Annotated in this window: 14 protein-coding genes; 5 read left to right on the forward strand and 9 right to left on the reverse strand. The window is 74.9% G+C overall.

The annotated features are described in order from the left end of the window. Positions 1-7 precede the first annotated feature (7 nt). The 6 genes from ELQ39_RS22035 to ELQ39_RS22060 form a co-directional block, all read right to left on the reverse strand. Positions 8-775 (reverse strand): class I SAM-dependent methyltransferase, encoded by a 768-nt coding sequence (locus ELQ39_RS22035; protein WP_242593568.1) that lies wholly within the window; start codon positions 773-775, stop codon positions 8-10. Then, positions 776-2,059 (reverse strand): condensation protein, encoded by a 1,284-nt coding sequence (locus tag ELQ39_RS22040; protein WP_242593570.1) that lies wholly within the window; start codon positions 2,057-2,059, stop codon positions 776-778. It lies immediately after the preceding gene. Then, entirely contained in the window at positions 2,056-6,396 is a 4,341-nt protein-coding gene (locus ELQ39_RS22045) for an alpha-(1->3)-arabinofuranosyltransferase domain-containing protein (RefSeq protein ID WP_242593571.1), read from the reverse strand. The genes ELQ39_RS22040 and ELQ39_RS22045 overlap by 4 nt, the downstream gene beginning before the upstream one ends. After that, positions 6,393-7,130, reverse strand: a complete 738-nt coding sequence (locus tag ELQ39_RS22050) for a class I SAM-dependent methyltransferase (protein WP_225629091.1) — start codon at positions 7,128-7,130, stop codon at positions 6,393-6,395. The genes ELQ39_RS22045 and ELQ39_RS22050 overlap by 4 nt, the downstream gene beginning before the upstream one ends. A gap of 32 nt (positions 7,131-7,162) precedes the next feature. Beyond that, positions 7,163-8,314, reverse strand: coding sequence for a glycosyltransferase family 4 protein (locus ELQ39_RS22055; RefSeq protein WP_225629090.1), 1,152 nt, complete (start codon positions 8,312-8,314; stop codon positions 7,163-7,165). 251 nt (positions 8,315-8,565) lie between these two features. Beyond that, positions 8,566-9,534, reverse strand: a complete 969-nt coding sequence (locus ELQ39_RS22060) for a DUF3068 domain-containing protein (RefSeq protein WP_190000501.1) — start codon at positions 9,532-9,534, stop codon at positions 8,566-8,568. Positions 9,535-9,744: 210 nt separating this feature from the next. Here ELQ39_RS22060 and ELQ39_RS22065 point away from each other — a divergent pair, with 210 nt between their 5' ends. From ELQ39_RS22065 to ELQ39_RS22080, 4 genes are all read left to right on the forward strand, one after another. Continuing rightward, positions 9,745-9,897: a hypothetical protein gene (locus ELQ39_RS22065; RefSeq protein WP_181383012.1), complete on the forward strand. Its 153-nt coding sequence runs from the start codon at positions 9,745-9,747 to the stop codon at positions 9,895-9,897. Positions 9,898-9,900: 3 nt separating this feature from the next. Further along, on the forward strand, positions 9,901-11,142 hold the full coding sequence (locus tag ELQ39_RS22070; RefSeq protein ID WP_225629088.1) for a PucR family transcriptional regulator: 1,242 nt from the start codon (positions 9,901-9,903) through the stop codon (positions 11,140-11,142). Between the two features lie 152 nt (positions 11,143-11,294). Beyond that, a complete protein-coding gene (locus ELQ39_RS22075) occupies positions 11,295-12,068 on the forward strand; it encodes an IclR family transcriptional regulator (RefSeq protein ID WP_190000499.1) in 774 nt (257 codons plus the stop codon). Next, complete coding sequence (locus tag ELQ39_RS22080) at positions 12,065-12,916, forward strand: SMP-30/gluconolactonase/LRE family protein (protein ID WP_225629087.1); 852 nt, start codon at positions 12,065-12,067, stop codon at positions 12,914-12,916. Before ELQ39_RS22075 ends, ELQ39_RS22080 begins: the two co-directional genes overlap by 4 nt. 6 nt (positions 12,917-12,922) lie before the next feature. Here the strand turns inward: ELQ39_RS22080 and ELQ39_RS22085 are convergent, their stop codons facing one another. The 3 genes from ELQ39_RS22085 to ELQ39_RS22095 are packed head-to-tail and all read right to left on the reverse strand — an operon-like array spanning position 12,923 to position 16,220. After that, entirely contained in the window at positions 12,923-14,347 is a 1,425-nt protein-coding gene (locus ELQ39_RS22085; protein WP_391664806.1) for an NAD(P)/FAD-dependent oxidoreductase, read from the reverse strand. A gap of 32 nt (positions 14,348-14,379) precedes the next feature. After that, the gene (locus ELQ39_RS22090; protein ID WP_190000496.1) at positions 14,380-15,630 is read right to left on the reverse strand and encodes an MAB_1171c family putative transporter; all 1,251 of its coding nucleotides are present in this window, start codon (positions 15,628-15,630) and stop codon (positions 14,380-14,382) included. Further along, positions 15,627-16,220, reverse strand: a complete 594-nt coding sequence (locus tag ELQ39_RS22095) for a toxin-antitoxin system, toxin component family protein (RefSeq protein ID WP_242593573.1) — start codon at positions 16,218-16,220, stop codon at positions 15,627-15,629. The genes ELQ39_RS22090 and ELQ39_RS22095 overlap by 4 nt, the downstream gene beginning before the upstream one ends. Before the next feature lie 360 nt (positions 16,221-16,580). Between ELQ39_RS22095 and arfA the strand changes: the two genes are divergently transcribed. Beyond that, on the forward strand, positions 16,581-18,086 hold the full coding sequence (gene arfA / locus ELQ39_RS22100; RefSeq protein ID WP_242593575.1) for an arabinosylfuranosidase ArfA: 1,506 nt from the start codon (positions 16,581-16,583) through the stop codon (positions 18,084-18,086). The last annotated feature ends 27 nt before the right edge of the window (positions 18,087-18,113 follow it).

Raw genomic sequence — 18,113 nt, forward strand, 5'->3', positions numbered from 1 at the left:
GCCCCTCTCATGTCCGCCGCGCGTGCAGCAGCAGGATCGACGCGAGCGACGGCGCCGCGCAGGCCAGCCGGTCCAGCGGCCGCAGCACGCGCGGCACCCCGTGGAACGGCGCCCCCTCGAGCGTCACGACGGTGAAGCCGGACGCGGCGGCGAACTCCCGCAGCGCGCGGGCGGTGTACAGCCGCAGATGGCCCACCACCTCCGTGCCGGGCCGGCCGTGGATGCCGCGCAGGCTCACCTCGGAGAACACCGGCTGCACCCCCGCGAGCAGCAGGCCGCGGTTGTACCAGGCCGCCAGGTTCGGTGTGGACAGCATGAGGTGACCGCCCGGACGCAGCACGCGGCGGATCTCGTCGAGCGCCGCATCCGGGTCGACCAGATGCTCCAGCACCTCGCTGAACAGCACCGCGTCCGCCGCCCCCGACGCGAACGGAAGCCCCCCGCCGCCCAGTTCGCCGCGCACCGCGTACGGCAGCCGGGTGTGCGCCCGGGTGAGGGCATCCTGCGACCAGTCGACGCCGATCAGCCGGTGGCCGCGCAGCAGCGGTGCCGCGGTGGCGGCCGCGGTGCCGTCTCCGCAGCCGATGTCCAGCACCGTGCGCGGTCCGGACCCGTCGGCCGGACCCAGCGCGCGGGCCAGCATGCGGGCCTGGCGCAGACTCCGGGAAGGGCCCGAGGCGACGGGCACGGCGGGGTTCTCGTAGAAGTCGCGCAGCCCGGGGGGCGGGGACGGCGTGCTCGGGGAGCCGGTGGTCGTGGTTGAGGTCGTCGCCACTCAGGTCGCCTCCGTGGTCCGCAGGTGGTGCGCGAACAGCTCGCGCAGACGCGCCCCGTCACCGTCCCCGAGCAGCGCGCTCGACCAGCGCAGGGCCAGATGCAGCCGGCCCGCCGTGGACGCGGTGGTGAACGTCAGCCCGCGCGGCATCCGGGCGGGCGCCGAGAACCACACGGCCCGCGCCCGGCCCGCGTCCTCACCGAAGTCCAGGGGGTACGGGACGCGGCCGATGTTGCTGAGCAGCGTGGTCGACGTCCACGGCGCCGCCGCCCGCCGTACCGCCCGGGTCAGCGCGGCCCGGCAGGCGACCGGCGCCCACGGAGCGGTCAACAGTGCCGCGCCGTGCCCCAGCTGGGGGCGGGGGAGGGCTTTCAGGGCGCGGGTGCGCAGGGCGGTGCGGCGCAGCAGCTCCGGCACCGCGTCCGCGTCCAGCTCCTCCGGAGCGAAGGCCACGTCGACCAGGCGGGTGCCGTTGCCGATCGGCATGCCGCTGTCCCGGGGCCGGTCGTCCACCGGCATGGTGATCCGCAGCGGCCGGCCCCGCCCGGCGCCACGCTCCCGGTTCCATTGCGCCACGGTCAGCGCGGTGGCCGCCATCAGCTGGTCGTTCACCGTGTACGGGGCGCCCTTCGGACGGCGCGGCAGCGGCAGCTCCGTGACGATCAGCCCGTTGCCGGGCGCGGGGCCGGGCGCGCCGCGTGCCACCCGGGCGGGCCGGGTCCACGGGGACGGGGTGTCCCACGGGACGGGCGGCGCGTCCGGGGGACGGACGGGCGGGGCGGCCGGCTCGTTGTCCCGCCCGCCGTACAGCTCGGCGGCCGTCGCCAGCACGCGCAGGCAGGCGGGGCCGTCCATCGCGGTGTGGTTGACGGTGAGGACCAGGACGGTGCCCTCCGCCTCCCCGCGCACGGCTTCCAGCCGGACCGGCGGTGACAGGGCGAGCGGGGGCGCCGCGCGCAGCGCCCGCCTACGGGCGTCCCGCAGGGCGTGCTCGCCCGGCACCGGGAAGCTCACCGGCTCTGCGTCCGGCCCGTCGGTCGCCTCCCACTCGTAGCGCCGCCGGTACCAGCGTCCGGGCGCCTCCCGCACCAGACTCCGCGGATGCCGCCGCAACGCCTCCGCGAACGCCTTGCGCAGCCGCCCCGGATCCAGGTCGCCGGGGAGATGGACCTCGATGTGCACGGTCTCCGGCTCCTGGTGCTGCAGACAGTGCCGGGAGATCTCGTCGACGACGGGGAAGGGGATACGCGCGGGGCCGCCGCCGGCCCGGGTGGACACGTTCATGCGCGACCTCCCGCGCCGGGGCCGTGTTCTCCTCGCTCGCCGCGGGACGGGAGCGGTGGGAGGAAGGGGCGTACCCGGGCCGCGGGGGGCCGTGAAGGCTGGGAGCCGGGGTCGGGGTGCGTCGGGGCGGGCAGAGGCGCCGTGGGCTCCGGGGGCAGGGGCTGCCGCTGCCCCGTGTCGCCGTCGTCCGGGCCCGGCTCCCCGCCGGTGGGCGTCTCGTCGCGTTCATGGCCCGCGCCCAACGTCACCAGCCCCGCGAACAGACCCGTCAACGCCAGTACTTGAGCCACATGCCCGAACGCCCCCTCGCCCGCGCGGACCGCGCCTCCCGCGCCCACCGCCGCCACGAGGCCCGCTCCCGTGAGGGTGGCGAAGGCCAGCGGGGGAAGCAGGGAGCGGCGGCGCCACGCGAGCAGGGCCAGGGGCGGGAGCAGCAGGGCCCACCAGCCGGCGATCACCACGCCCGTCAGCGTCACCGCGACCGTGCCCAGCCACACCCCGGGGGGCGGAGGCGCCGGTTGCGGGGCGTCCGGGTTCTCCGCGCGGCGGCGCCACAGCAGCAGGCCCGCCAGCGCCACGATCCCGGCGCCGCTCGCGACCAGTGCGGCGCCGTACGTCGTGGCGGGCTCGTAGGAGAGCTTCAGCGTGCCGCCCTCGCCGGCCGGGACCAGCCAGCCCTGCTGCCACCCGTCCAGGCGCAGCGGGGTCAGTTCCTCGCCGTCGAGTGTGGCCTTCCAGCCGTCGTTGTGGTTCTCGTGCATCGTCAGGTACGAGGCGGCGCCCGGCCCGACGAGCACCTCGCGGCGGTCGCCCGCCCAGTCCCGCACCCGCAGGTCGCGCTCGGTGGCGGCGCGGTCCGGCACGGTCCCCAGGGTCAGCGTCACCACGGTCGCGGTGAGCGGGCCCGCGTCACCGGCTTCGATCTCGTGCGGTCCCGCCGCGAGTTCCAGACCGGGGACGGTCCGCCCGTCGCGGCACGGCGTCACCGCGACGGGCCGCCGCTCCACCAGGTCCCGTACGGTGCCGCGCACGGCGGTGTCGTACCGCTCGCCGTCCACCGTCAGCGCCGGGCCCTTGCCGCACGCCAGTGCGAACGCGGGGTCACCCTTCGGCTGCTCCGTGCGCAGGTCGTCCAGGGCGGGGAGGTACGCCTCCGTGAAGCCGGCCGGGAGCTGGAGGTCGTCGCCCACCGCCGGGTTGTGCACGGTGAGCGGGGCGGTGCGGGTGACCGTGATGTCGAGGCGGTCGGTGGTCATCGGCGGGAACCGCACCCAGCCGTTTGCGTCGACGCCCGCGGCCACCGCGCCGGCCGGGGAGGTGATCCGCACCTCTTCGGCCGGCGCCGACAGTCCGCCCGCGGGCGCCAGCACCAGTTCGCCGACCGGCCGCTTCCCCGGCCAGCTCAGCCGGACGGTCGGGTCGTCGCCCGCGATCCACGCGGTGGTGAGGTCCCCGTCGGTGAGGTTCCGCGCGGACAGGCCCGCGCTCAGCCGCGCCGTGGAGTCCGCCGTCGCGACGATCCTCCGCCGCTGCCCGGGCGCCACCTCGTACAGCAGCCGGTCCAGCGCCTCGCCCGGTACCGCCACCGCGCGCGCCCGCACCGCGTACGTCCCTGCCTGGCCGGCGTCGACGATGCGGCGCAGCCCGGACTCGCTGCTCGCGAGGGACAGACCGGTGGGGTCGGCGGCCCGGTGCAGCGACACGATCCGCGCCGGGGCCGCCGTGTCCTTGCCGTCCTCGGGCAGCCGCAGCAGCCGCGTCACCTTCACGCCCGGCAGCTCCACCTCGGCGAAACCGGCGCCGGTGACGCCGGGGCGCGGCACGGTCGAGCCGGTGATCGTGAGCTTCATCCAGCGGGTGGGGCCCGCGGGCGCGTCGATCCGCTCCCGCTCGCCGTCGACGCGCAGGAACGCCGTCGCGGAGCCGTTCTCCGTCTCCACCCGCACCTCGGTCGGCGCCGCCCGCACCCCGTTCTGGCGGAGCGGGGTGACCCGGATCGTGTCCGGCATGTCGTAACGGCCGTCGAAGGCGATCCGCAGCCACTGCCCGTCCGGGGTGTCCTCGGCGCCCTCCGCCCAGCCGGTCGCCGGGTCGCCGTCGAAGGCGTGCACCGGGTCGTACTGCGGCAGATGGAACAGCCAGTTGCCGTAGGAGGACGCCGACACCTCGCGGGCGCCCCGCAGCTCGGCCACCGTCTGGTGCTCCTCGCCCTCCACGGGGAGGATCTGGCGGGGGCTTTCGCCCGGGTCCTGGGCGGCGTCCGGGGCGTTGCGCTCCTCGGGTGTGTACGTGTACGACGTGTTCGAGCTGACCAGCCCGAACCGGGTGTCCGCGCGGCGCAGCCCGTCACCGGTCACCTGCACGGCAGGGACGCCGAGACCCGGATGCGCGTCGCCGGTCAGCACGGCCGGCCGGCCGCGCAGCTCCTTGGCCGACGGCAGCAGCGACTCGGGCCCGCCGGACACCACGGCCGTGTCGGCCACCGGCAGCAGCTCCGCCCGGCCCGGCCGGGGCGCGTCGGCGCCGGCCGGGCGGTAGATCTCCACCGCGCGCTGCCGCGGGTACAGACCCTCCACCTGGAGCGGGGTGTCCGGCGCGATGACCCCGCCGGTCGTCACCGGGCCCAGCCCCTCGACCCGTTCGTACCCGGACTGCTCCAGGGCGCGCTTCACCGTCGCCGTGGGCACCTGGCCGAGCCGGTCCGGGTCGAGGTCGTTGCGGACGACGACGTAGTGCACGCCCGCCCGGCTCAAGTAGTCGGCGAGGCCCGGCACTTCACCGCCGGTCAGCAGCGCCTGCTCCACCGCGTCCAGGGCGCGCCGGTTGCCGGGCGTGCCGAAAGGCACGTAGTCGCGCTGCGCCCACGGGGAACCGGCGACCACGTCGAGCGGCTGGTCGATCGTCGATCCCCAGGTGTGGATGCCGTGCGCGGTCGCCGGCACCACCAGGGCGCGTGCGTCCGGCGAGTTCCGCTCCAGCCAGTCGGCGGTGGCCCGCCAGTACGCGGGGATCTCCTGGAACGAGCCGGGGCCGAGCACCTTGCCGCTCACGTACGGCCAGGCCAGCCCCGGCAGCACCAGCACAGCCGCGAGCACGGCCGCCGTCCGCGCCCCCGGCCGCCGCCGCGCCCCCCGGCCGGGCACACCCCGCCCGGCGAGGTGCGCCAGACCGAGGACGAGGGCCAGCGCCAGCCCCGTCTGGAACTTGTAGATGTTCCGGAACGGCGACAGCCACCCGTCCAGCCAGTCCTGCACCGTCCCGTGGAACGGACCGCCGGACGCGCCTCCGTACCCGGCGAGCAGCACCAGCACGGCCGCCACCACCGTCAGCACCAGCCAGCGCCGCTCCGGCATGTCGCGCCGGGCCAGACCCGCGAGCCCGAGGCCCGCCGCGCACGCGGAGCAGACGACGACCGCCGCCGAGGACGCCACCGCCCAGCCGGCCGGCAGCCACGGCTCGCCGAAGTGCAGATACGCCACCCAGTTCCCGGCGCCGCGCAGCGCCTCCGTCGCCGCCATCGTGTCGGTGGTGGTGCGCGCGGTCTCGATGTACGGGAGGAAGTTCTCGCCGTGGACGCCGAGCAGCAGCAGCGGGATCCACCACCAGGCGGTCGCCACCGCCACCGCGGGCGCCCACCACGCGATCAGCTTCCGCTTCCGCGCACCCGGCGGGCGGGACAGCAGGTACAGCCCGACCGGCAGCAGGGACGCCAGCGTGGAGGCCGCGTTGACGCCGCCCATGAACGGCACGAGGAGCGCCGACCGCAGCGCCGCGACCCGGGCCGCGTACCGCTGGTCCACCAGCGGCAGCAGCACCCACGGCAGCAGCGCGCCGGGCAGCGCGGCGGCCGACGTGGAACCGACGACCGCGGTGAACACCGGCCACAGCGCGTACGCCGCCGCCGCGACCGGCCGGGACGCGCCGCTGCCGACGCGCAGCCGCTCCGCGAGCCGCAGCGCGCCCCAGAACGCGGCCGTCACGATCAGCGACATCCACAGCCGCTCCGCCAGCCACACCGGCAGCCGCACCAGATCGGCCAGCCAGTAGTACGGCAGCATCGGCCACAGATAGCCGGTGTACTGGTCGGCGATCCCGCCGAACGAGCCCCGGCTCTGCCACAACTGGCCCAGGTCGGCCAGGAACCGTCCCGGGTCGACGGTGACGCCGAGTTTCGTGTCGAAGGTCTGCCGTCCCGGCCGCACCGCCACGAGCAGGATGAACACCGCCGCCCAGAAGCCGAGCAGCCAGCGGCGCGAGCGCGGGCCGCGCGGCGGTCCCGCCGCCGTGGGGCCGGCCGGGACGGCGGTGGGAGGGGGAGCCTGGACCGTGGTCGTCATGCGGGACACCGCCGGAGGATGAGGAGGAGGTTCCAGGTGGCGAACTCGCGGAGGCCGGGCACCTGCACCACGGCCTCCGTCAGGAAGGGCCAGTAGCGGGAGCGCGCGGAGACGATCCGCACGTCGTCGCGGGCGCGCACCCGGCGCAGGGTGGGGCCGACGTGCACGGCGAACAGGTTCTCGCCGAGGGTGTGCTTCGCGGGCCGGCCGGTGCGGCGCTCGTACCGGGCGCGGGCCCGCCCGGCACCCAGGTAGTGCCAGGGCGCCCACTCGTGACCGCCCCACGGGGACAGCCAGTTGGTGAACGACACGTAGATCAGCCCGCCGGGACGGGTCACCCGCACCAGCTCGCTGAGGAAGGTCTGCGGATCGGCCACGTGCTCCAGCACGTTGGAGGAGAACGTGACGTCCGCGGCCCCGTCGGCGAGCGGCAGCAGATAACCGTCCGCGAGCACCGCGGCCTCGGGCGGCTTCCCGCCCAGCTCCCGCGCGTCGGGCTCGAACAGGCAGGCGAGCGCGCCCCGGGCGCGGAACTCGCGGGTGAAGTACCCGCTGCCGCCGCCGACGTCCACGACGATCCTCCCGGCCACCGGCCCGTCGTACGCCTCCACCTGGTCGACGGCGTCACGGGCGAGGAGGGCGTAGCAGGCGTCCGGGTCGTCCTGCTCGCGCAGGAAGGCGCGGAACAGCGCGAGGGAGCGCCGCAGGGACGGATCCTTGCCGGTTCCCGGCAAGGTGCCGGTGCGTCTCGGAGGGCGGAACCGTGTCACCGCGCGGCCTCCGCGGCGGCCTCCCGGGCAACCGCCCGGAACTGGCGCACGGTGTGCTCCCACCGGTAGCGGGCGGCGACGTCCCGTGCCGCCTTGCCCATGTGGGCACGCCGTTCCCCGGCCAGGGTGAGGGAGATCCACGCGGCGGCGAAGGAGGACTCGCCGCGGGCGAGCACCCCCGTCTCGCCGTCGCGCACGGAGTCGCGGAGCCCGGGCACGTCGAAGGCGACCGCCGGGGTCTCCCGGGCCGCCGCCTCGGTGACGACGAGACCCCAGCCCTCCACGGCGGAGGGGTGCAGCAGCAGCCAGGCCGCGCACAGCAGCCGGTGCTTCTCGGCCTCGGAGACATGCCCGGTGAACCGGACGCCGGGCCCGGCGAGCCGTTCCAGACGCTGCCGTTCGGGCCCGTCGCCGACGATCACCAGGGTGCCGCCGGTGACCGGCCGCACCCGCTCCCACAGACGCAGCAGCAGGTCGATCCGCTTGTACTCGACGAGCCGGCCCACCGCCACGAACAGCGGCTCCGGGGAGCGTTCCGTGCGCGGGCCCGGCTCGGCCACACCGTTGTGCACCACGCGGATCCGTTCCCGCGGTACGCCGATGCGCTGGAGGGCGTGGGCCGTCGACGGGGAGACCGCGACGACCAGGCCGTGCCGGTGGGCCCCCGTGAGGGCCCAGTGCTCCAGCTTCCGGCCGAGTCGCGCGGCGGGGGCCAGCGGGCCGCCGAACCGCATCGGCCACAGGTCGGTGTGCACATGGTTGACCAGGCACAGGGTGGGCCCGCGGTGCCACAGCGGGGCGAGGTACGGCATGCCGTTGCAGACCTCGACCAGCAGGTCGCAGTCGCCGACCTGCCGGGCGAACGCGGAACGGGCGCGCAGGTAGTGGTCGTACGGTCCGCCCGCCGACACCACCCGGTAGTCGCGGAAGGCCGCGGGCCCTCCGCACAGCAGGGTGACCTGGTGGCCCCGCCCGGTCAGGCCGTCGGCGAGACGGTCGACCAGCAGCTCGGAGCCGCCGGCGGACGGACTGCCCAGGTCCCGGTGGGCGAGGAAGACGATCCGGCGCGGATGTGGGGGGAGCGCCGGGGAGGACTGCTGCGCGCCGGGGAGTGCTGTGCGCAGCGAGGACGGCACGTGCTGGGGCATCGGTGCTCCAACTCGTCTCGGTGTGACTCGGCGTCGGGGAGGAACGCGGGGTGGTGCGACAGGGGGCGGGGGGCCGGCGGCCCCGGATCCGGGGCCCTGAGAAGGACCCCGGGACGTCCTGGGCGGGGGGTGTGGACGGTCTGTGAGGGGGTGGGGATGGCACAGTTTTCGCCCAGGCGTTCCCCACGGCTACTCACCGGCGTGACAATTTCCGGCTTTTCTTACTCGGGAGTCACTTCTTTCCGTGAGGGTCACGCGGACGAAGCGCGCGGATCCGGACGCTCCGTCACCTTCCGGCCGCGCGCCACGAGAACGGCGCCGGCCGCGGCGAGCAGGCCGCCCGCCACCGCCGCGCCGAGCGGCACCGTCTCACCGAGCAGCCGCAGCCGGGCCCCGTCGTCCTTCGCCTGCTCCACGGCCGCCCGCTGGGTCTCCTCCGTGAAGGAGATCCTCTCGGCGTCCAGCAGCACCGCCTCGTCCTCGGTCCCGCCCGGGGCGCGCAGCGTCTGGCGGGGCCCCGTCCGCGCGTACAGCACCCGGCCGGTGCGCCGGTCGACGATCAGCTCCACGCCGTGGTTGGCGTACCACTCCTCGGCCGCCACCTGCCCGCCGCCCGGCAGCCCGACGAGGCTGCCGGGCACCAGCCGGGTGCCGGTGCGGGTGGGCGGCACCGAGCCGGTGAAGCGGTAGCCGGTGTGGCCCAGGACCTTCTCGGTCCCCCGGTAGCGCAGCACGACCGTGTCGCCGAGGGTGTTGTCCCACCACCGGTAGGAGCGTTTCCGCACGTCGAAGGGGAACTTCAGATACGCCTCGCCCTGGATGCGCTTCGCGCCGCAGCAGTGCACCGGCTCGGTGGTGCGGCGGTCCAGCACCCAGCGGTGCGGGGTGAACGACAGCGCGTCGTGCGGGTCGGCGGCCGGCAGCGTCCTGTCGGTGTCGACGGACGTGGTGACGTCCCACACCGCCTTGCCGCTGCGCTCGCTCTCCCGGACGTCGCCGCGCACCCGCTGGGTCACGGTGATCCGCTGGTTCGGCACCGTCTCGACCTTCTCCAGGTCGAAGACGCTGCCCCGGCCGGTGTAGACGGCGGTGGTGTCGATGTCGGTGGGATTGACCGCGGCCCGTGGCTGCACGTACCAGGCGAGGAGGGGCGCCAGCACCAGGAGGAAGGTGCCGAGGCCCAGCAGGACCAGGGAGAACGGGGAGACTGAACGGCGCATCCGGGCACTCCAGAGGCTCGGTCGGCGGGCCGCTGAGGGGCCCCGCCGTACGGGACAGTGCGCGTGCGGGAGTCCCCACCCCCTGGAGCTGGGAACCGTAAGCGCCTCTTGACGGAGTGTCAATGTCGTGCCGAGACTGGGGCACGACGGACAGGGGTGGTCGGTCACGTGGGGGTGGGGAACCTCCCCGACAGAGAGGCTGACCCTGCGATGTCCAGACTGCTCGCCGCCTGCCTGACGGTCGCGTTCGCCGCCGTCCTCGCCGTGGGAACGGCGTTCGGAGTCGTGGCCCTGCTCGAGGCCACCCCCGACCAGCCGAACACCCCACTGATCACCTATGAGCAGGCCGACCAGGGGAGCTGACCCGTGACGGCCTCCCGCACCCTGACCGCCCGTTCCGCCTGGCACGCCGTACCGCGCCACCAGGTGCGCCGGTTCGCCGAGATCGCCCTCGCCGAGGCGCCCGCGCTGGCCGAGGAGATCATGGGCGAGATCCGGCGCGAGTACCCGCATCTGCCGGTGGTCCTCGACGACTCCGGCGAGCCGATGGCCCTCATCGGCATCCGCCGCGCCATCGAGGTGTTCGTCCGCCACCTCGCCCAGGGCGACCACACGGTGGGCCGGCCCACCGTGCCGCCCGGCGTCTTCCACGACTTCGGGCGCGGCGAGGGGCTGGGCGGGCGCTCGCTGGACGCGCTCCAGGCGACCTATCGGATGGGCGTCCGCATGGCCTGGCGCCGCTTCGCCGAGATCGGCCAGCGCCTCGACATCCCGCCGCCCGCCATGTACGAACTCGTCGACGCGGGCTACGAGTACCTGGACGGGCTGGTCGACCAGTCGGTGCGCGGTTATGCCGAGGCGGCGGCCCGGCAGGCCGGCGAACGGCTGCGGCTGCAGCGCCGGCTGATGGACCTGCTGCTCGCCGAGCACCACCGGGGCGACCCGGCCGACGCGCTCGGGGAGCGGGCCGCCCGCATCGGCTGGCCGGTGCCCGACCGGGTCGCGGCCGGGGTGCTGCTGCGCCCGGCGCGGGAGGCCGTCGCGCCCGCGGTGGGGCAGGGGGTGCTGCTCGACATGGAGCACGAGCGGCCCCGCATGGTCGTGCCCGAACCCGACGCGGCCGGCCGGCCGGAGCTGCTGCACCGGGCGCTCGCCGGCTGGTCCGGGGCGATCGGACCGCCCGTGCCGGTCACCGAGGCGGCGAAGTCGCTGCGCTGGGCGGAGGCCGCGGTGCGGCTGATGGAGCGGGGGCTGCTGCCGTCCGGTGAGGTGCTGTACTGCACCGAGCACACGGAGGCGTTGGTGCTGCTCCAGCCGGAGGAGCTGATCGACGATCTCGCGCTGCGGTGTCTGGCGCCGTTGGCGCACTGCCCTCCCGCGCACGGGCGGCGGCTGGCCCAGACGCTGCTGGCGTGGCTGGAGACACGGGGCGGGGCGCCGGAGGTCGCGGTTCGGCTGGGGGTGCATCCGCAGACGGTGCGGTACCGGTTACGGCAGATACGGGAGTTGTTCGGTGGGTCGGTCGACGATCCCGACCGGCGGTTCGAGCTGGAGCTGGTGCTGCGGGCGCAGCGGTTGCGGGGGCTGCTGGGCAACGCCGTCGATTAGGGCGGTTCGCCGCCGGGTGCGGGTGGGCGGGGGCTTGTCGCGCAGTTCCCCGCGCCCCTCCCGGGGCGTTGCCCCTGACGTGGGCTATGGCTAGCCTGTGTTCGTCATGCCGATCGTTTGTTGGTATATCGAACGCTAGGAGGGGGCCGGTCGTGGGACGACTTGTGCCAGCCGTGACCCGGGCTCTCGACATACTCGAGCTCTTCCTGGACGGGGACGGCACGCTCTCCGCCCCCGACATCGTGCGCAAGCTGCAACTGCCGCGCACGACCGTCCACGAGCTGGTCACCACGCTCGCCGCCCGCAAGTACATCGTCCCGGTCGCCGGTCAGCCCGGCCGCTACCGGCTGGGCGTCCGGCCGTACCAGCTGGGCGCCCGCTACGCCGAGCACCTGGACCTGGCCGCCGAGGGGCAGCAGGTCGCCCGGTCCGTCGCCGAGACCTGCGACGAGACCGTGCACGTGGCGATCCTGGAGGACACCGACGTCATCTACATCGCCAAGGTGGACTCCACGCACGCGGTGCGGATGGTGTCGGCGGCCGGCCGCCGGCTCCCCGCGCACTGCACCTCCGTCGGCAAGATGCTGCTGGCCTCCCTTCCCGAGCCGGAACTGGCCGCGCGTTTCCCCGACGGCGCGGAGCTGACCGCGATGACCCCGAACAGCATCACCGACCCGGCCGTCCTGCGGGAGACCCTCGCCGAGATCCGCACGCGGGGCGTCGCGGTGGAGAGCCGCGAGTCCAACCCGGACGTGTCCTGCGTCGCCGCTCCGGTGCGCGACCGCACGGGGCAGGTCGTCGCCGCGCTGTCCATTTCCGTACCGATGATCCGCTGGAGCGACGAGCGCCTGGCCGAGCTGGAGCAGCTCGCCGTCAAGGGCGCCGCCGAACTCTCCGAGCGCCTGGGCCACAGGAGCATGGCATGACACTCGCGTTCGACGTCGCGGTCCGCGCGGAGGCGGAACTGGGCGAGGGGGCCACCTGGGACCCGGCCACCGGGCGGCTGCTGTGGATCGACATCCTGAACTCCCGGGTGCACACCTACGACCCCGCCACCGGCCGCCGCACCGTGCGCCGCAGCGAGCAGCACGTGGGCGCGGTCAAGCCGCGCGCGGGCGGCGGACTGGTGCTGAACCTGCGGGACGGCGTCGGACTGCTCGACCCCGACGACACCTTCCGCTGGCTGCACCGCGAGCCGGTCGCGGGCCGCCGGGGCAACGACGCCGCCGTCGCCCCCGACGGCAGCCTCCTCGCGGGCACCATGCGCTACGACGAGGCGCCCGGCGGCGGCACCCTGTCCCGGGTGACCGGCGACGGCGCGGTCACCGTGCTCCTGGACGACGTGACGGTGAGCAACGGCACCGGCTGGAGCCCCGACGGCCGGCTGATGTACTACATCGACACGCCCACCCGCCGGGTCGACGTGTGCGACTACGGCGAGGACGGCACGATCGCCGGCCGCCGTCCGCTCGTGGAGATCGAGGAGGGCGCCGGCTTCCCCGACGGGCTCACCGTCGACGCCGACGGCTGCGTGTGGGTCGCCCTGTGGGACGGTGGAGCGGTGCGCCGCTACACCCCGTCCGGCGAGCTGGACCGGGTGATCGAGCTGCCCGTCCCGCGCGTCACGTGCTGTGCCTTCGGCGGCCCGGGGCTGACCGACCTGTACGTCACCACGGCCCGCGTGGGCCTCACCGCCCCGCACCCGCTCGCCGGTTCCCTGCTGGTGGTCCCGGGCGCGGGCAAGGGCGTCCCCCAGCCCGCGTTCGCCGGCTGAGGCACCTCAGATCAGGCCGGCCGCCTTGCGCTCCTCGGCGGTCAGCGGCGGGTCCGCCAGGGCGGGCTTCAGCGGACCCGCCAGCGCCGCCACGAGCACCCGCGGGGCCAGCAGCACGCCCGGGCCCCGCTCCAGCGACGTCACGTCGGTGACCCGCCGCGCGACGCGGCCGTTCCCGGTGGCCGTGTGCATCAGCCGGCCGACGTACGCGGCCGCCCACCGGTCGCGCGCGGACGGGCCCTCGTGCGTCGGGCCCGGGTAGAACACGTCCTGGCCCAGGGCGAGGTCCCAGGCCGGGACCGCCGGCCGGGCCACCGCACGCTGCGCCCTGCGGGCGAGACCCGGCGCCCCCCAGCCGTGCCGCCGTACCGTCGCGCGCAGCGCCGCCGCCCCCTGCGCCGCCACCGACATGCCGTGGCCGTAGACGGGGTTGAGGGCGGTCAGCGCGTCCCCGACCACCACCAGGTTCTCCGGCCACGCCTTCATCCGCTCGTAGAAGAAGCGGCGGTTGCCGGTGGCCCGGGTCAGCGACACCTCCGTCTCCGGGGTCGCCGCGCCGAGCAGGTCGGCGATCAGCGGATGGCGCAGCTCCTCGCGGGCGTACCGTTCGAAGTCGGCCGTGTCGGAGGTGGGTTCGCCGCCCGTGGTGCCGAACAGGGTGACCAGCCAGCGTCCGTCCTCCACGGGGAGCAGCACCCCTCCGCGGCCCGGTCCGCCCGCCCTCGGGTCCTGCTGCACGTTGACGACCGGGAAGCCGTCCCTGGCCCCTTCCGGGGCGCGGTAGAGACGGCTCGCGTACACCAGCCCGGTGTCCACCTCCCGGCGTTCGGGGGCGGGCAGCCCGGCGTCGGCCAGCCAGCGGGCGGTGCGGGAGGCGCGGCCCGTGGCGTCCACCACGAGACCGGCCCGCAGTGTGCGCTCGGCGCCGTCACGGGCGCGGACCCGGACGCCGGTGACGGCGGTGCGGGTGCCGTCGAGCGAGAGGACGTCGGTCCGGTCGAGCAGCTCGATCCGCCCGTCGGCGAGCACCTGCGCCCGCAGGGTCGCCTCCAGCAGGTCCCGCGTGCACAGCAGCATGAAGTGGGACTCGTCCCAGCGCCGGTACCAGCCGTACGGCGACAGCACCACCATGTCCGTGGTGACCGGCTGGCGGTGGGCCCCCACGGCCAGCAGCCGGTCGACGGTGCCCGGCACGAGGTCCTCCAGGGCGTGCGCCCCGCCCGACCACAGCTGGTGCGCGTGCCGGGCCTGCGGGACGCCGCGCCGAGGCCCGGGTCCGGCGGGCAGCGCGTCGCGCTCCACCACGGTGACCCGGGCGAACGGGGCGAGGGCCCGCGCGGCGAGCAGTCCGGCGACGGATCCGCCGAGCACGACGGCGGTGGCGGGACGTCCGTCCGCGGACGGACGTCTTCTCTCTGGGGCGGCGGGCACGCTCTTCGTTCTCCTGACCTGTCGTCGGTTCTTCATTCGGCGGACGCGCCGCGGGGCACGGCCGCCCGGGGGTCCGCGGCGAGGGCGGCGGCCCGTGCGCGGACCGCGTCCACGACGTGGGGGCGGCGCAGTTCCCGGGAGACGGCGCCGATCTCCCGCAGCAGGTCGGTGGTGTCGGGGTCCTGGGTGCCCTCGTCGTCCGGAGCGCGGCGCCGGGACTCGACGGCCTCCAGGATCGACACGGCGTTCGCCAGCGCCACGGCCCGCTCCGGCGGGAACCCGAGGCCGAGGGCCGCCTCGCGGGTGCGGTCACGCCGTTCCTCGTCGATGTGCCGTGCCAGGGTGAGCAGTTCGTCCCGGATGAAGGTCTCCCGGCGGATCAGGCGCAGCTCCGGGGTGGCGCGCAGCAGGAACGGCACGCCCCTGCCGTTGGCCGAGCGCATCAGCAGGTAGAGCGGGCGGAGCCGGTGGTGGGCGAGCCGGACGCGCCAGCGCTCGTGCAGGAACTGGCCGGCGTGCGGGAGGATGAAGCCCACCGCGATCAGGATGGCCGACAGGCAGGCGACGGGCGGCGCGAGATCGGTGCTGAGCCAGTCCAGGTCGTTCCCGGTCCAGCGGGCGGCGACGGCGGTGAGCTTGGCGGCGTCGAAGACCAGGTTGAGCGCGTAGCCGACGCCCAGGAACTTCAGGCCCCACCGGAGCCAGGCGTCCAGTCCGGCGGTCTGCACCCAGTTCCACAGCAGCCGGCAGGTGATCAGGACGGCGACGGTGTGCGCGAGCAGGTAGAGCAGGATCTGCTCGCGCATGAACGGCGTGGTCGCGTAGTAGGTGTCCAGGTCCCGCAGCCGCTCCTCGGACGCGTCCGCGAGGAAGAACAGCACCCACAGGGCGACGATCACCCCGGAGTAGAGCGAGACCACCCGGCGCATCGCCCGCCGGGTGGCGGCGGAGCGGTCGGACAGCCCGTTGCGCCAGGCGATGATCAGCAGCAGGCAGGAGGCGCAGAAGGCGGTGAGGAGCGAATAGCACCACGGCGCCGATATGTTCGGCACCCCCGTGAGGCGGTTGACCCGGGCGATGGTCGTGGGCGCGACGAAGACGAAGACGGCGCAGGCGAGCAGGAGCAGCCCGCCCACCGCGCGCAGCAGCGGGTCCCGCCACAGCCGCACGATGGTGGGCAGCTTGATGATCAGTGCCGCGGTGAGGACGCCCGTGGGGATCCAGAAGGAGATGTAGAGGTCGCCGAGGACGTCCGACGGGGTGAGGGCGAGCGGGGCGGTCACCGGTGGGTTCCCCGCCGCCCGCGGTAGCCCAGGGCCCGCTGGAGCGGACCGGCGTCGGCGTCCCGGTCGTCCAGGAGGGCGCGCACGGCGGCGGCCATCCGGTGCCCGAACTCGTCGGCCTCGGCCTCGTCGGCCTCGCGGGAGCCGTCGCGCGCGGCCATCGCGAGCGCGGCGTCCCAGTCCGGCAGGCCGTCCGTGAGGACCTGCTCGGCCGCCGTCGGGGCGTGGTGCCGGTGACCGGCGTACATGTGCCACAACTCGTGTCCGAGGATGACCAGTTGCTGCATGGCCTCCGCTCGCTCCTCCACGATGACCAGGTCGAAGTCCTGGAACTCCACCCACAGGCCGGTCACTTCGATCTCGTCCGGGAAGCGTTCGAAGCGCAGGACGACGGGCCGCCCCCCGCGCCGCGAGCTCATCTCCTCGCACAGTACCCGGCACGCCGTCCGGACGTCCGTGAGGGGATCGGGCCGTACGCGGAGCGCGGTGGTGAGATCACCGGCCAGGCGGCGCAGGACGGCGCGGGTGCGGGAGCGCCGCAGCGCGGAGGCGAGCCGTACGGCCCGCGTCCGTGCGCCCGCGCCATCCATCGGATCCCCTCGCCCGTGCGACCGCCGCACCTCAGGCTGTTCGAGCGTACGCGGCCGGATGTGTCCGCGTCACGCGATCCGTGACCGCCGTGGACGGGACGGGGTGCGCGGCGGGCGAGTTCTGTCCGGGGCATTGACGCGTCACCCCCCGGCACTTACGGTCCCGTTCGAAGTTACGGGCGTCATCCGGAATATCGAACATGCGAGGCTCGCGGCACGCGATGAGCAGGGGGGGCAGGGAATGGGGCGACCTGGCCTGGACCGCAGACACCTCCGCCGGATCGTGGCGGGCGTCGCCCGTACCGGACTCGCCGGCCGGTGACGCTCCCGCAGCAGGACCCGACCCGTGGAAAGGACACGATGCGCACCGCCCGCTTCACCCTGGACCCCGCCTTCACCGTCGGCACGGTCGACCCCCGGCTGTTCGGCTCGTTCGTCGAGCACCTCGGCCGGTGCGTCTACACCGGCGTCTTCGAACCGGGCCACCCCACCGCCGACGCCGACGGCATCCGCGGCGACGTCCTGGACCTGGTCCGCGAACTCGGTGTCACCGCCGTCCGCTACCCCGGCGGCAACTTCGTCTCCGGCTACCGCTGGGAGGACTCCGTCGGCCCCGTCGAGGCGCGCCCGCGCCGCCTCGACCCGGCCTGGCGGTCCACCGAGACCAACCGGTTCGGCCTGTCCGAGTACATCTCCTTCCTGCGGAAGATCGGGCCGCAGGCCGAGCCGATGATGGCCCTCAACCTCGGCACCCGGGGCGTCGCGGAGGCCCTCCAGCTCCAGGAGTACGCCAACCACCCCGGCGGCACCGCCCTGTCCGACCTGCGCGCGGAGCACGGCGACAAGGACCCGTTCGGCATCCGGCTGTGGTGCCTGGGCAACGAGATGGACGGCCCCTGGCAGACCGGCCACAAGACCGCCGCCGAGTACGGCCGGGTCGCCGCCGAGACCGCCCGCGCCATGCGCCAGATCGACCCCGGCGTGCAGCTCGTCGCCTGCGGCTCCTCGGGCCGCTCCATGCCGACCTTCGCCGAGTGGGAGGCCACCGTCCTCCAGGAGACGTACGACCTGGTCGACCACATCTCGCTGCACGCCTACTACGAGCCGCTCGACGGCGACGTGGACTCCTTCCTCGCCTCTGCGGTCGACATGGAGGCGTTCATCGAGGACGTCGTGGCCACCTGCGACCACGTCGGGGCCCGTCTGAAGTCCCGGAAGAGGATCAACCTCTCGTTCGACGAGTGGAACGTCTGGTACATGTCCCGCACCGAGGAGCAGGTGAGCGCGCTCGACTGGCCCGAGGCGCCGCGCCTGCTGGAGGACAACTACAGCGTCCTGGACGCGGTCGTCCTCGGCTCGCTGCTGATCGCGCTGCTCCGGCACGCGGACCGGGTCACCGTCGCCTGCCTGGCCCAGCTCGTCAACGTGATCGCCCCGATCATGACCGAGCCGGGCGGCCCGGCCTGGCGGCAGACGACGTTCTTCCCGTTCGCCCAGGCCTCGAGGTACGGCCGCGGCGAGGTCCTCGACGTGCGCGTGGACTCACCGACCTACGCGACGAGGAAGTACGGGGAGGCGGACCTGCTGCACGCGACCGCCGTGCGGGACGAGGACGGCACGCTCACCGTGTTCGCCGTCAACCGCTCCCGCACCGAGCCGCTGCCCCTGGACGTCGCGCTGAACGGGCTCGGCCCGACGTCCGTCGTCGAGCACAGCGTGCTCGCGGACGCCGACCCCGACGCCCGCAACACCCTCGCCGAGCCGGACCGGGTGACGCCGCACGCGGCCGAGGGCACGACCCTGGACGGCGGCCGCCTGTCGGCGGTGCTGGAGCCGCTGTCCTGGAACGTCATCCGGCTGGCGTGACGCGGGCGGCGTGACCCGGCGGCGGGT

The sequence above is a fragment of the Streptomyces sp. GB4-14 genome, assembly GCF_022696125.1.
In the GTDB taxonomy this organism is placed as follows: domain Bacteria; phylum Actinomycetota; class Actinomycetes; order Streptomycetales; family Streptomycetaceae; genus Streptomyces; species Streptomyces werraensis.